13 protein-coding genes are annotated in these 12,887 nt (G+C 70.6%); 5 read left to right on the forward strand and 8 right to left on the reverse strand.

The window, feature by feature from the left end; translation table 11 throughout:
* Positions 1–31: 31 nt before the first annotated feature.
* The gene (locus tag ACE101_RS23430) at positions 32–868 is read right to left on the reverse strand and encodes a hypothetical protein (RefSeq protein WP_379134768.1); all 837 of its coding nucleotides are present in this window, start codon (positions 866–868) and stop codon (positions 32–34) included.
* A gap of 206 nt (positions 869–1,074) precedes the next feature.
* On the opposite strand from ACE101_RS23430, the gene ACE101_RS23435 reads away from it, so the two are divergent.
* Positions 1,075–1,674: a superoxide dismutase gene (locus ACE101_RS23435; RefSeq protein WP_379134771.1), complete on the forward strand. Its 600-nt coding sequence runs from the start codon at positions 1,075–1,077 to the stop codon at positions 1,672–1,674.
* 707 nt (positions 1,675–2,381) lie between these two features.
* Entirely contained in the window at positions 2,382–4,061 is a 1,680-nt protein-coding gene (locus ACE101_RS23440; protein ID WP_379134774.1) for a methyl-accepting chemotaxis protein, read from the forward strand.
* Positions 4,062–4,091: 30 nt separating this feature from the next.
* On the opposite strand, the gene ACE101_RS23445 is transcribed toward ACE101_RS23440, so the two are convergent.
* From ACE101_RS23445 to ACE101_RS23460, 4 genes are all read right to left on the reverse strand, one after another.
* Entirely contained in the window at positions 4,092–5,660 is a 1,569-nt protein-coding gene (locus tag ACE101_RS23445; RefSeq protein WP_379134777.1) for a GMC family oxidoreductase, read from the reverse strand.
* 140 nt (positions 5,661–5,800) lie between these two features.
* Complete coding sequence (locus ACE101_RS23450; RefSeq protein WP_379134780.1) at positions 5,801–6,349, reverse strand: twin-arginine translocation signal domain-containing protein; 549 nt, start codon at positions 6,347–6,349, stop codon at positions 5,801–5,803.
* Between the two features lie 47 nt (positions 6,350–6,396).
* Positions 6,397–6,792: a VOC family protein gene (locus ACE101_RS23455; RefSeq protein WP_379134782.1), complete on the reverse strand. Its 396-nt coding sequence runs from the start codon at positions 6,790–6,792 to the stop codon at positions 6,397–6,399.
* A 98-nt stretch (positions 6,793–6,890) separates the two neighbouring features.
* The gene (locus ACE101_RS23460) at positions 6,891–7,463 is read right to left on the reverse strand and encodes a TetR/AcrR family transcriptional regulator (RefSeq protein WP_379134785.1); all 573 of its coding nucleotides are present in this window, start codon (positions 7,461–7,463) and stop codon (positions 6,891–6,893) included.
* 119 nt (positions 7,464–7,582) lie between these two features.
* On the opposite strand from ACE101_RS23460, the gene ACE101_RS23465 reads away from it, so the two are divergent.
* A complete protein-coding gene (locus ACE101_RS23465; RefSeq protein WP_379134787.1) occupies positions 7,583–7,930 on the forward strand; it encodes a darcynin family protein in 348 nt (115 codons plus the stop codon).
* Positions 7,931–7,967: 37 nt separating this feature from the next.
* Entirely contained in the window at positions 7,968–9,182 is a 1,215-nt protein-coding gene (locus ACE101_RS23470; RefSeq protein ID WP_379134789.1) for an adenylate/guanylate cyclase domain-containing protein, read from the forward strand.
* Here the strand turns inward: ACE101_RS23470 and uraH are convergent.
* Complete coding sequence (gene uraH, locus ACE101_RS23475) at positions 9,158–9,997, reverse strand: hydroxyisourate hydrolase (protein ID WP_379134792.1); 840 nt, start codon at positions 9,995–9,997, stop codon at positions 9,158–9,160. The two genes, ACE101_RS23470 and uraH, sit on opposite strands and share 25 nt — an antisense overlap.
* Complete coding sequence (pucL, locus tag ACE101_RS23480) at positions 9,994–10,833, reverse strand: factor-independent urate hydroxylase (protein WP_379138874.1); 840 nt, start codon at positions 10,831–10,833, stop codon at positions 9,994–9,996. Before pucL ends, uraH begins: the two co-directional genes overlap by 4 nt.
* Positions 10,834–11,050: 217 nt before the next feature.
* On the opposite strand from pucL, the gene rnhA reads away from it, so the two are divergent.
* The gene (rnhA, locus tag ACE101_RS23485; protein ID WP_379134794.1) at positions 11,051–11,722 is read left to right on the forward strand and encodes a ribonuclease HI; all 672 of its coding nucleotides are present in this window, start codon (positions 11,051–11,053) and stop codon (positions 11,720–11,722) included.
* Positions 11,723–11,806: 84 nt separating this feature from the next.
* Here the strand turns inward: rnhA and ACE101_RS23490 are convergent, their stop codons facing one another.
* Positions 11,807–12,886 carry a tartrate dehydrogenase gene (locus ACE101_RS23490; RefSeq protein WP_379134796.1) on the reverse strand — a complete coding sequence of 360 codons (1,080 nt, stop codon included), beginning with the start codon at positions 12,884–12,886 and terminating at the stop codon, positions 11,807–11,809.
* Position 12,887 lies beyond the last annotated feature (1 nt).

The following is a 12,887-nucleotide window of genomic DNA, read 5'->3' on the forward strand; positions in this document are numbered from 1 at the left end:
CGCCCGGAAGCCGAATGAAGGGGCCGCCCGCTCAGGCAGCTCCCGAGCGCAGCTCGTCTCCGGCCTCGCCGCCCTCGGCGATGAAGGTCTTGAGTTCGTCGAGGGAGTGGAAGCGGTACTTGCCGCCCGGCGTCTGCGCGTCGATCGTGCCGTCGGAATACATCACGTAGGTGTTTCCGCCCGACGCATAGGTGCCGACGATGGCCGGCTCCTCGGGGCCCGGCCCGGCTTCCGGCTCCGGGCCGGAGGGCGGCTCCGGGGCCGGGGCGGGCGGCATCTCGGGCGCCGGGATCTCGGCCCGGGGCTCCTCCGGCGGCGGAGCGGCGGGCACCGCCGCCGCCGCGTCCGGTGGCGGGGAGGGGAGCTCGGAGGACGGCGCCGGCTCGGTCTCGGCGGGGGACGACGGATGGTCGTCGGGGTCGGCCCGCGTGAAGCGCAGCTCGGGCGCGGCGAGAACCGCCGCGCTCGCCACGCCGGCCTCGCCGAGGGCTGCGGCCACCGGGGAGGGGACCGGCGGCGCGGGCGGCGGCTCGTCGGCCGGCGGCACCGGCTCGGCGGACAGGGCGGGGGCAGGGGCGGGCGGCGCCTCGGCCCGGAGCGGCAGCGGCATGGCGGGAAGCGGCGGCGCGGGCTCCGGCGCGGCCGCGCGGCCGGCCTGTGCCCGGGCGGCGAGGAGGTGCTCGATGCGGGCGAGCCGGGCGACCGCCACGGCGATGCCGAGCAGCACCGCCCCGCCGCTCGCCCCGACCGCGCCGGCGATGACCATGGTCCAGCCGATCTCCAGCCGCACGAAGGGAAGGCCCTGCGCGATGGCGGCGAGGCCGCCCAGGATCATCAGCAGGGAGAGCGCGAACAACGCACCAATCATCAGGACTCTCGAACACGCGCGGGCGGGGCCGCTCACGGCCGAGATTTAAAGCCCTGCCGCCCTTTTGCAAAACCGGGGAGAGGGCGATTCTCCGCCCATGCGGCACGTTGCCGGCGAGCTCCGGCCGACTTACGTAACGCCCGGATCCCGCGCCGCAGCGAGGCTGCCGGCGGCGGTCCATCGCTCTAGCGATCCGGAGACACCCGATGGCCTTCACGCTGCCCGAACTGCCCTACGCCTACGACGCGCTGCAGCCCTACATGTCGAAGGAGACCCTCGAGTTTCACCACGACAAGCACCACAAGGCCTATGTCGACACCGGCAACAAGCTCCTCGAAGGCTCGGAACTCGCGGGCAAGAGCGTCGAGGAGGTGGTGAAGGCCTCCTACGGCCAGAACCAACCCCTCTTCAACAACGCCGGCCAGCACTACAACCACATCCATTTCTGGCAGTGGATGAAGCCGAACGGCGGCGGCGCGATCCCCGGCGCCCTTGAGAAGAAGATCGCCGAGGACCTCGGCGGCACCGACAAGTTCAAGGCCGACTTCATCCAGGCCGGCGTGTCGCAGTTCGGCTCGGGCTGGGCCTGGCTCGCCGTGAAGAACGGCAAGCTCGAGATCATGAAGACCCCGAACGGCGAGAACCCGCTGGTGCACGGCGCCAAGCCGATCCTCGGCGTCGATGTCTGGGAGCACTCCTACTACATCGACTACCGCAATCGGCGCCCCGACTACCTCAAGGCCTTCATCGAGAACCTCGTGAACTGGGAGCACGTGGAGAAGATGTACGCCGAGGCGATCGCCTGAGGCCGGATCTCCGGACCTGAGTTCCTCCACCCGGGAGGGGATGAGGACCGACGGCGCTCCGCTCTCGGGCGGGGCGCCGCTTTCAGATGGGCCGCCCGGAAGCCGTGCCGCCCAATCGAGAGCTTCTCTAAGTCTTTGATTTTGTTCACCACCAGGGCGTGGTGCCGCGTGGCGCATCCCTCCGTCGGCCTGACGGGCTCCCCTCTCCCACTCGGGAGAGGGGAGCCCGCGCCTCGATCGGAACCCACGAGCCGGATCCATCGGGACGGTCGTCGAGACCAGCCTGGCCCTCGTCCGTCAGGGTCGACGCCGCCGGTCGCCACCTCATGGTGGGGTGATACGGTTTCCGGAAGATCACTTTCGGAAACCGTATCACGAGCCCGCGCGGCGCCTGAGCGAGGCCGGTTTCCGCATCGCGAAGCGATCATCCGGAAACCGTATGACAGCCTGCACGCTGGGCTGCGCGGGCGCGACGCCCGGATGATCGTCCGGAACCCGATGATTGACGATCTGCCGGCCCTCTGTCGCAAGGTCATGGTGGCGCCATGACCTGCTCACCGGATATTTTCCACGAAGCATGACTGTTATAACGGTCAGTTCGAATCGAACTCCATAGCATAGTTGGCTAAAATTCATTCGATTTAAGAGCGAATTAAAAATTCCCGCCTAGGCATAGCTCCATCTTCCACAGACAAAGCACTCCTCCCATGCGCATCACCCTTGGACGCAAGCTGGGCGCGGTCGTCCTCATTCTCAGCCTCGTGGCGGCCGGGATCTCGGCCTTCGCGCTTCATCAGGCGGCAAGCGAGCAGCGGCGCGCCGCGGACACGGAGGCGATCTGGGCCGCCGCCCTCCAGGCGCGGACGCTGGCGCAGGCGATCGAGCACGCGGTCGTCGCCGCCACCGCGGTCTACACGGCCGACGACACGCAGGGCGCCAAGGGCTACTTCTCCGCGCTCCAGGCGGCGCTGGCGGATGTCGAGCGGGCCCGCGCCCCCTTCCTGTCCGCCCTGCGCGCCGAACTCGCGCCCGAGGAAGCCCGCCGGCTCGACCTCGCGATCAAGGAATTCATCGCCTACCAGACCGATACGGCGCAGCTCGGCCTCACCGTCTCGCCCAAGGCCGCGCTGATCCAGGCCACCGACGAGGCGACGGTGCGCAACCGCGAACAGATGGTCTCCCACATCACCAAGCTCGGCGAGACGACGCTCGCGGCCCTCGACCAGACGCGCGCCGCCGCCGCCGCGGAGCGCGAGCGAGCGGCCCTGGCGCTCGTCGTGGCACCCGGCGCGGCCATCGCCCTCTCCCTCGCCGCCGCGTTCTGGATCGCCACCACCCAGATCCGGCGCCCCCTCGTGCGCCTGAAGGAGACCATGCGCGCGCTCGCGGCCGACCGGCTCGAGGCCCGGGTGCCCTACGCGGAGCGCCGCGACGAGGTCGGCGAGATGGCGCAGGCCATCGCGACCTTCCAGGCCGCGCTGATCGAGAAGCGCGCCCTCGATGCCGCCGCCCGCGACCGCACCGCCCGGGACGTGGTGCGCGGCGAGCAGCTCGCCGAGGCCACCGGAGCCTTCCGGCGCGAGACCCAGGACATCGCCGCGACCCTCGTGCGCGCCGCCGCCGAGATGCAGGGCGCGGCCGAAACGTTGCTCGGCGCCTCCGGCGAGACGGCCGAGCAGACCGCCGCCGTCCTGCGGGCCTCCGAGCAATCCTCCGTGATGGTGACCACGATCGCGGGGGCGGCCGAGGAACTCTCGAGCGCCGCCCACGAGATCGGCACCCGCGTGCATCTCACGGAGGCGGTGGCGACGAGCGCGCTCGCGGAGGCCCGCGGCCTGGAGACGACCGTAACGGCGCTCACGACGGCGGCCACCGAGATCGGCGCGGTGGTGACCCTGATCCGCACCGTGGCCGAACAGACGAACCTGCTGGCGCTGAACGCCACCATCGAGGCGGCCCGGGCCGGGGAGGCGGGGCGGGGCTTCGCCGTGGTCGCCGCCGAGGTGAAGTCCCTCGCGGGCCAGACCGCGCTCGCCACGGACCGGATCACCGCGCAGGTGAGCGCGATCCAGGACGCGGCCCAGGACACGGCGGGCGCCCTCGGCGCCATCGGCGCGACGATCGGGCAGGTGAGCACGATTGCCCGCGACGTCGCCGCCGCGGCCGACCAGCAGGTCACGGCGAGCCAGACCATCGCGGCCTCGATCGCGGGCGCCGCGGCCGAGGTCCGGACGGTGTCCCGGAGCATCGGCGGCGTGCAGGCGACCGCCTCCTCCACCGAGGAGCAGGCGGGGCAGGTGCGGCAGGCGGCGAACGCGATCGCCGCCCGCACGCAGGCCCTGCAGACCGCGGTCGCCTGCTTCGTGGAGCGCGTGCAGGCCGCCTGAGCGCCGACCCGCCGCGCCGGGCCGTTTGCGTCAGATCTCCCGGCGCTGCATCGCTCCGGCGATGTGGTCGGCCTGCCGCAGCGCCAGCGCCACGATGGTGAGGGTCGGGTTGCAGGCCGCCCCGCTGGTGAACTGGCTGCCATCCGAGACGAACAGGTTCTTCACGTCGTGCGTCTGGCCGAACTTGTTCACGACGCCGTCCCGCGGCTTCGCGCTCATCCGGTTCGTGCCCATGTTGTGGGTGCTCGGATAGGGCGTGACCGGATAGGTGACGGTGGCCCCCACCGCCTCGTAGACCGATGCCCCCTGCCGGTAGGCGTGGGTCCGCATGGCGACGTCGTTGGGATGGTCGTCGAAATGGACGTTCGCCACCGGCATCCCGAACTTGTCCTTCACGGCCGCATCGAGTGTGATGCGGTTCGTCTCCTGCGGCAGGTCCTCGCCCACGAGCCACATCCCGGCCATGCGCGGATACTGCTCCATGGCGCTGGTGAAGCTGCGGCCCCAGGCGCCGGGATTGAGGAAGGCCGCCATGAAGGGGATGCCGAGGGAGACCGTCTCCATCTCGTAGCCGCCCACGAAGCCGCGGGACGGATCGTGCCGCGCCTCGTCCCGGATGATGCCCGCCATGGTGGTGCCGCGGTACATGTGCACCGACTTCTCGAACACGCCGTAGACGCTGCCGGTCATGTGCCGCATGTAGTTGCGGCCGACCTGGCCGGAGGAATTGGCGAGCCCGTCCGGGAACAGGGACGAGGCACTGTTGAGGAGAAGGCGCGGGCTCTCGATCGAGTTGCCGGCCACCGCGACGATGCGGGCCTTCTGGCGCTGGAGCGCGCCGGTCTCGTCCGCGTAGACCACGCCCGTGACCTTGCCGGCGGCGTCGTGCTCGATGCGGAGCGCCATGCAGTTCGGGCGCACCTCCAGCTTGCCCGTCTCCTCGCCGCGGGGGATCTCGGCGATGAGCGTCGACCACTTCGCGCCGGATTTGCAGCCCTGGAAGCAGAAGCCGATCTGCTGGCAGGAGCCGCGGTCGTGGCGCTCCTGGCTGTTGATCGCCATGCGGCCGGTATGCACCTCCCGGTAGCCGACGCGGCGGGCCCCGGCCTCCAGCACCTTGTAGTTGTTGTTGCCGGGCAGGCCCGGGATGCCGTTGGTGCGGGTCACGCCCATCCGGTCCTCGGCCTTCTCGTACCAAGGGTCGAGTTCGGCCCGGGTGATCGGCCAGTCGAGGAGGTTGGCGCCCGGGACCGGGCCGTAATGGTCGCGGGTGCGGAACTCGTGCTCCTCGAAGCGCAGGGAGGCGCCTGCCCAATGCACGGTGGATCCGCCCACCGCCTTGACGATCCAGGCCGGCAGGTTGGGAAAGTCTCGCGCCACCCGCCAGGAACCCGAGGTGGTGCGCATGTCCGCCCAGGCGAGCTGGGCGAAGCTCGCCCACTCGTCGTTGACGAAATCCTCCATGTTGTGGCGGGCGCCCGCCTCCAGGATGACGGTGCGGATCCCCTTGAGCGCGAGTTCCGTGCCGAGCGTGCCCCCGCCCGCGCCCGAGCCCACGATGACGACGACACCGTCGTCGTTGAGGTCGAATGTGGCCATGCTTTCCTCCGGTCGCGCCGGCGGGCCGCGCTTCGCGCGTCGCCACAGCCGCGCATCTCTCGTTCTTCGTGCTTGTCTTGGACTTGGGCTTGGACTTGGACTTGGCTTGAACTTGAACTCGGGCTTGGACGGCCGGGTGCTCAGACCTTCGGAAGCCAGTCGATGTCGTTGAAGCCGCGGTTGATGTAGCCGCCCTTGTCGGCCGAGGAGCCCTCGTAGCCGAATTTCGGCCAGAGATCGGGCTGGTTGTAGAGCGAGACGACGAGGTCGGCGCGCAGCGCCTTGAAGAACGGCGTGTGCTCGATCGCCTGGAGCAGGACGACGCGGTCGGCCTCCCAGCCGATCTGCGCGTAGGCGACCCTGTGGCGGCTGCGGGCATCCTCGTCGAGGCGGCGGATCCCGTCGCCGAGGAGCTGCTTCACCGCCGGGTCGCTCGCGGCCTTGGCATCCCAGGGCCTCACGGCCGCGATGTAGGAGGTGTCGGCGAGAAAATCGTGCGGGTAGATGTCCCGCGCCACCTTCACGAGGGTCTTCAGCTCGGCGGGCGAGAGGGCGGCGCCGCCCTCCGCCCAGGCCTCCTCGGCGGACAGCCCGACGCCGGTGGCGACGGCGGCGGCCGGCGCCGCCACGGCCGCGCTCTGCAGGAAGCTGCGCCGGCTCACCCGCCGGCGCGGATCGACTTCTCTCATGGGCGTTTCCTCACGATGTGTTGTTCTTGATGCCGGGTCGGCGGCGTTCAGCCGAAGCGTCCGCCCTTCTGGATGACCTCGATCTTGTACCCGTCCGGATCGGTGGCGAAGAAGAACCGGGCGAGGGTGCGGCCCTGGTGCTGGAAGTCCTTCACGGGCGTCGCCGGCAACCCCTCGCGCGTGAAGCGCGCATGCTCGGCATCGACGTCGTCCACCACCACGGCGAGGTGGCCGTAGCCGTTGCCGATCTCGTAGGGCTCCTGACGGTCGAAATTGACGGTGAGTTCGAGTTCGAAGGGCGAGGCGGGATCGCGGAGATAGACGAGGGCGAAGCCATCGAACTCGAACCTGTCGGCGACTTCGAGCCCGAAGGCCTTGGCGTAGTAATCGCGCGAGCGGGCCTCGTCGCGCACGCGGATCATCGAATGGACGGGCTTGGCCATGAAACCGGGTCACCTCTCTCCGGGGCCGGCCGCGGCCGGCTGGTGATCCGGATCGTAGCGCAGCACCGCAGCCGCAGGTGGTAGCGGGCTGTGTCGCCTCAGGGGCCCGGCGGCTGACCCAGATAGCCGAAGACGGCGCGCCCGACGCGCACCTCCAGCCGGCCGGGATCCGTCTCGCCGCGCTCGCCCGCCGCATCGACGAGGCCCTTGACCATGGCGAGGACATCCGTCGACGCCTCGTGCAGGTCGTCGACGGCGAGGGCGGGCAGCCGCGCGAGTTGCCCGACGAGCATCGCCGTGAAGGCGTCGGAAATCCGGCGCTCGTCCTCGCCGAGAGGCAGCCGCCGCTCCTCGAAATCGAGCAGCCTCGCCAGAACGGGGCGTCGCATCTGGTGCCGGACGGCCGCCGCGATGAGATGGAGCACCGCGCTGCGGCCGTCCGGCCTGTGTTCCGCCGCGGCGATGTCGGCCAGGAGCAGGGCCGTCTCGCGTTCGATCAGCGCCACGGTCAGCGCCTGCTTGGCGGGGAAGTACTGGTAGAGCGAGCCGATGCTGACGCCCGCCCGCTCCGCAACGGCATTCGTCGTGTACCCGGCGAAACCGCGCTCCTCCAGAATGCGAGCCGCCGCCTCGACGATGATCCGCACGGTCTCCGCCGACCGGGATTGCACGGGCTTCTTCCGTGGCTTGAGGGAGGCGGAACGGACCTGAACCGGCATGGGAATGCGAGTAGGCGATGTGACCGATCGCTCGCAGATTTGGGCCGTCAACGAACGCAAGGCAAGACCTCATGTCGGCCCCTGAAACCCTCAGCATCTTCATGCTCGTCAAGACCTCCCCGGAGTGGCTCGGCTTCCCTGTCCCGACCCGCTTCGCTCATCTCCGCAAAGATTTGCAGCCGATCATCCGGAAATACGCCGACCGGGTGACGTTCCGCTGGTACGATGCGGAATTTTACACGACACGCCTGACGGATCTCTGGCTGATCGAAGCGAAAAGCAGCCACGACTACGAGATGATGGTGGAGGAGCTGCGCGAGACACCGCTCTGGGACAGGTATTTCCAGATCGTGGAGATCATCCCGGCAATCGAGAACGCCTATGCGCGGAACTACGACGAGGCGCCGGTCGGCGCCTGAGCGGCATGAGGGCGGCAGCCTGTCCCGGACTATGGCGATGACCGATGATCTGCTGCGCTGCACGGGGGAACTGGCCCGATCGACCCTCGCAGGAGCGTCCGAGACCGATCTCCTTGCACGCTTCTGCGAGGAACTCCGTGCGAGCGGCATCCCCCTGTCGCGTGTCGAGGTCGGCTGTGATGCTCTCAGCGCCGCGTGCGCGAACCGCTTCTTCTGCTGGCGGCCGGGCCGGGCGGTCGGAGACGGGAGCCGGGCCGCGGCGGCGATCTTCCGCCGCATGCTCGCCGGCCGCCTGTCCCGGCTCCGGGCGGCGCGGTCGCCTGGAGGAAGCGGTGCGGAGACCGGTCCGCCCGCCGTGTTCGGCGCCGAGGGCGTCACCGAATTCGTGGCATTCGCCACGCATCTCGAGCCGGATGCCACCCTGGGCCCCCTCGACGACGTCATGACGCTGTTCGCCACCGCGCGCCCGGGAGGGTTCGGCGCGGACGAGATCGCCTTCCTGGAGCGGATCGTGCCGTTCTTCGCGCTGGCCCTGAGCACCCGCCTCAACCTCGAAACGGCGCGCACCCTGTTCGACACCTATCTGGGCCCGCACGCCGCGGCCGCCCTGCTCGCCGGACGGGCCCGGCGCGGCGCGGTGAGGCGGATCCGCGCGGTGGTGCTGTATTGCGACCTCGTCGGCTTCACGGGGCTGACCGAGCAGGTCTCTGCCTCCGACCTGATCGCGACGCTGAACCGCTTCTTCGATGCGGTGACGCAGCCGATCGTGGCGGCCGGCGGGCATGTCTCCGGCCATGTCGGCGATGCTGCCGTCATGTACTGCCCGATCCGGTCCGCCGACGACATGAGAGCCGTCTGCGCCGCGGCCGTGCGAGCGGCCACCCTTGCCCTCGACGCCGTGGCGGGGCTGGCGCCCTGCGGCTCGGGCCGGGGCCTTCGCGCCAGGATCGGGATCGACGTGGGCGAGGTCGTGCATGGCAACATCGGCTCGGCCGACCGGTTCTCATTCACCATCATCGGCGATCCGGTCAACCGGGCCGCTCGGCTGCAGGAGCTGGCCAAGGAACTCGGTGTGTCGCTGCTGATGACCGGAGCCGTGGCCGGACGCGCCGGGATCGCATCCAGGAGCTACGGCCTGCACGTGCTGCGCGGGTCCGACCGAACCGTCGAGGTGGTGGGGCTGCCCGCGCCGGCCCCCGAAGGGCCGAGTGCGGGCCGCCCGCCGGCTCAGCTCCCCCGGTACACCGTGTAGCTCCACGGGGTCGCGATCATCGCCACGTGGTAATGGCCCTCCGGCTCGTCGATGCCGAAGCGGATCGGCACCGTTTCCAGAAAGAGATTGCGCACCGCGCCATCGACCCGGCCACGGAAATACGGCCCGATGTCGAACTCGATCTCGTAGCGGCCCGCGCGCAGGGGAGCGCCCGCGAGGAGCGGCGCGTCGGTGCGGCCATCCGCGTTGGTGGTGCGGCTGTCGAGGAGCCGGCGCCCGGCCCGCCCGACCGCGTAGAGGCGCAGCGCGACGCCCGCGGCGGGCCGGCCGCCATGGGTGTCGAGAACGTGGGTCGAGAGGCGCCCGGTCGATGGCGGCAGCCCCGGCCCCTCGACCGCGCGGGCGAGGCGAAGCCGGACGATATGCCCGAATTCGCCGAGCGAAGCGGCGCGCTCCGCCGCGGGTTCGCCGGCGAGCCGGGCCGCGAGGGCATCGAGGACCGCGTCGATCGTCTGCCGCTCGGCACAGATCAGGAAGGGAAAGCCGAACCGCTCCCGATAGGCCGCGAGGCCGCGGGCGAAGGCCTCCGCCTCCGCGGCCGCCGCCAGCGGGTCGAGTCCGGCGGCGTCCTCGGCCGTGGGCTCCGGATGGGCCGCCAGGAGAGCCCGCTGCTCCTCGGGGGAGGCGGCCATCAGCGCTGCCATGAGGGCCGCGTGCAGGGCCGAGACGGTGGCGAAGGGGCGGGCGGACGCGGCCCGCTCCCCGAGGAAGGCCGCCCCCGGGATCAGGCTGCCCACGAAGCCCGCGAAATCCTCCGCCGGGGCCGCGTTGAGGGAATCGAGATGCGTCGTCATCGTCCCACCGTGCACTCGATCTGGCCGTGCGGCTCGTCGGTCGGCAGGAAGACCTGGTTCTCGTTGTCGAGGCCGAAGGGCGACAGGTCGAGGAGCAGGTAATGCTTGTTCGGACAGGCCAGGGTGATGGTCTCGATCTCCGGCACCGCCGCCAGCGCCGCCTCGCCCATCCGGTAGAGGCTGTCCTGGATGCTGTGGCTGTAGGTGGTGGCGAAGACCCGCAGCAGGCTCTCCAGGATGCGGGCATTGGCGGCCGGATACGCGGCCGGCGGGCGCGACCACAGCCAGGACGCCTCCATGCTGGAGGCGGCGAGGCGGTCATGCGTCTCGCGGATCGTGGTGTAGGGATCCTTCACGTAGTTGGCCCAGCCGGATTCGGTGGTCTTGAGGAAGGTGAAGTCCGACAGGCCCGATTCGAGGATCTGCGCCCCGTCCCGTCCCAGCACCACCTTGGCGACGGAGGTCCCGTTGCCGTCGAGGGTGAAGGCGTGCGGGTGGGGCGTCCCGTCGACGGCGAGCCGCGACCAGCGCGTCTCGTGGGCGGTCACGGTGGCGGTCTCGACCATGGCGTAGGAGTCGAGCAGGCGCCGGGCGACCGCCTGGCAGAACGCCTCCGTGGCGAGCGTCAGGCTCTCGCGCGCCACCACGTTGACGACGTTCTTCACCGTGTCGGTGGAGACCGTGGTCGAATTGTCGGCCTGCGTGAAGGCCGGATCGAAGCCGCCGGTCAGCATGGCCTGGACGGTGAGTTCGCGCACCTCGTGGCGCTCGCCGTCGCGATGGACGCGCATCACGCGGACGCGGCTCTTGCCGTAGGTCTTGTGCAGGAGGGTCATGGTCTCGAGGGTCTCCACCGGGACCGATCCTGCGCGGCGGCGGCGGCCCGGCGCAAGGCTCACCGTGCTGCGCCGGTCGTCGAGATGCGGGTCACCCGCGGGCTGGGATTCCGTTCAGCTTCGCGTGAGAGGATGCGCTCCGCGGTTGCGGCGCCGCCCGGATGGCGGCAGTCAGGACGGGGCCGCCCGCCTTCACACGCGAAAGAGTTCAGTGCCCATGCGAACCATCGTCTACGCCGACGGCGGCTGCGACCCCAATCCCGGCCCGGGGGGCTGGGGCGTCGTGATCCTGGCGCCGGAGGGGCCGGTCGAGCTCTGCGGCGGCGATCCGCGCAGCACCAACAACCGCATGGAGCTGATGGCGGCGATCAGCGCCCTCGAGCATTTCCCCGAAGGCGCGGCGATCGAGATGCGCTGCGACAGCCAGTACGTGGTGAAATCCGTCACCGAGTGGCTGCGCGGCTGGAAGGCCAAGGGCTGGCGCACCACGACGGGCGAGGTGAAGAACCGCGACCTGATGGAGCGCCTCGACGCGCTCAACGCCCGCCGCGACGTGCGCTGGGTCTGGGTGCGGGGCCATGCGGGCGAGGAAGGCAACGAGCGCGCCGACCGGCTCGCCGCGGAGGGCCGCCGCAAGGCTCTCGGCCTGCCGCCCGGCCCCGCCGCCCCGGTCGCGGTCCCGGCGCCGCCGCAGCCCACCGCCCCCCGCGGCACCGCGATCCCGATCGACGGCGCCCTCGGCCTTCAGCTCGCCCGCGCCGCCAAGCAGGCGGGGCTGACGCCGCAGGCCTTCATGGAGGAGGCGGTGCGCCTCGCCCTCGATCTCGGGCCGGAGGGCGTGGCGCAGGCGCGCGCGTCCGTCCGCGCCCGCAAGGCTCCCGCCGCCTGAGCGGAATTGCCACGTGGCGATGCTGCCGACCTCATCGCGTCGGCATCATCCGCCGACCCGGTGACCGGTTCGGCGGATGAGTACCTAACCGAGCGCCTCGGCCACGGCCTGCCCGCAGGCCGTGGTGTCGGCATTGCCGCCGAGGTCGCGGGTGCGCAGGGTGCGCTCGGCGAGCACCCGCTCGATCCCTGCCACGATCTCCGCGGCGGCCTCCCGTTCGCCGAGATGCTCCAGCATCATCGCGCCGGACCAGATCTGCCCGATCGGGTTGGCGATGCCCTGGCCGGCGATGTCCGGCGCCGAGCCGTGCACCGGCTCGAACAGCGAGGGGAAGGTCCGGTCCGGGTTGATGTTGCCGGAGGGCGCGATGCCGATCGTGCCGGTGCAGGCGGGGCCGAGATCCGACAGGATGTCCCCGAACAGGTTCGAGGCCACCACCACGTCGAACCAGTCCGGGTGCAGCACGAAATGCGCCGTCAGGATGTCGATGTGGTACTTGTCCCAGGACACGTCCGGGTAACGGGCCGCCATCGCCTCCACGCGCTCGTCCCAGTAGGGCATCGTGATCGAGATGCCGTTGGACTTGGTGGCGGAGGTGAGGTGCTTCTTCGGCCGCGACTGCGCCAGCTCGAAGGCGAAGCGCAGCACCCGGTCGGTGCCGTGGCGGGTGAAGATCGATTCCTGCACCGCGAATTCGCGCTCGGTGCCGGAGAACATCCGCCCGCCCGCGTTGGAATACTCGCCCTCGGTGTTCTCGCGCACGACCCAGAAGTCGATGTCGCCGGGCTTGCGGCCGGCGAGCGGGGACGGCACGCCGGGCATCAGCCGCACCGGGCGCAGGTTCACGTATTGGTCGAAGTCGCGGCGGAACAGGATCAGCGAGCCCCAGAGCGAGACGTGATCCGGGATCTTCTCCGGCCAGCCGACCGCCCCGAAGAAGATCGCGTCGTGTCCCTCGATCTGCGCCCGCCAATCCTCCGGCATCATGCGGCCGTGCCTGGCGTAATGGTCGTAGGAGGCGAAGTCGAACCAGTCCTGCTGCAGGGTGAAGCCGTGGCGCTTGGCCGCCTGCTCCAGCACCCGGACGCCCTCGGGCACCGTCTCCTTGCCGATTCCATCCCCGGGGATCACGGCGATGCGATAGTGGCGCTTGGCGGCGGACATG

The organism is Methylobacterium carpenticola, from assembly GCF_042748905.1.
In the GTDB taxonomy this organism is placed as follows: Bacteria; Pseudomonadota; Alphaproteobacteria; order Rhizobiales; family Beijerinckiaceae; genus Methylobacterium; species Methylobacterium carpenticola.

What these genes read in the sequence shown, in the direction of transcription:
- ACE101_RS23430 (WP_379134768.1), bottom strand. Translation starts at nt 868, where the DNA reads ATGATTGGTGCGTTGTTCGCGCTCTCCCTGCTGATGATCCTGGGCGGC.
- pucL (WP_379138874.1), bottom strand. Translation starts at nt 10,833, where the DNA reads ATGACCCTCCTGCACAAGACCTACGGCAAGAGCCGCGTCCGCGTGATG.
- ACE101_RS23465 (WP_379134787.1), top strand. Translation starts at nt 7,583, where the DNA reads ATGTCGGCCCCTGAAACCCTCAGCATCTTCATGCTCGTCAAGACCTCC.
- ACE101_RS23450 (WP_379134780.1), bottom strand. Translation starts at nt 6,349, where the DNA reads ATGAGAGAAGTCGATCCGCGCCGGCGGGTGAGCCGGCGCAGCTTCCTG.
- ACE101_RS23470 (WP_379134789.1), top strand. Translation starts at nt 7,968, where the DNA reads ATGACCGATGATCTGCTGCGCTGCACGGGGGAACTGGCCCGATCGACC.
- ACE101_RS23435 (WP_379134771.1), top strand. Translation starts at nt 1,075, where the DNA reads ATGGCCTTCACGCTGCCCGAACTGCCCTACGCCTACGACGCGCTGCAG.
- ACE101_RS23445 (WP_379134777.1), bottom strand. Translation starts at nt 5,660, where the DNA reads ATGGCCACATTCGACCTCAACGACGACGGTGTCGTCGTCATCGTGGGC.
- uraH (WP_379134792.1), bottom strand. Translation starts at nt 9,997, where the DNA reads ATGACGACGCATCTCGATTCCCTCAACGCGGCCCCGGCGGAGGATTTC.
- ACE101_RS23455 (WP_379134782.1), bottom strand. Translation starts at nt 6,792, where the DNA reads ATGGCCAAGCCCGTCCATTCGATGATCCGCGTGCGCGACGAGGCCCGC.
- rnhA (WP_379134794.1), top strand. Translation starts at nt 11,051, where the DNA reads ATGCGAACCATCGTCTACGCCGACGGCGGCTGCGACCCCAATCCCGGC.
- ACE101_RS23440 (WP_379134774.1), top strand. Translation starts at nt 2,382, where the DNA reads ATGCGCATCACCCTTGGACGCAAGCTGGGCGCGGTCGTCCTCATTCTC.
- ACE101_RS23490 (WP_379134796.1), bottom strand. Translation starts at nt 12,886, where the DNA reads ATGTCCGCCGCCAAGCGCCACTATCGCATCGCCGTGATCCCCGGGGAT.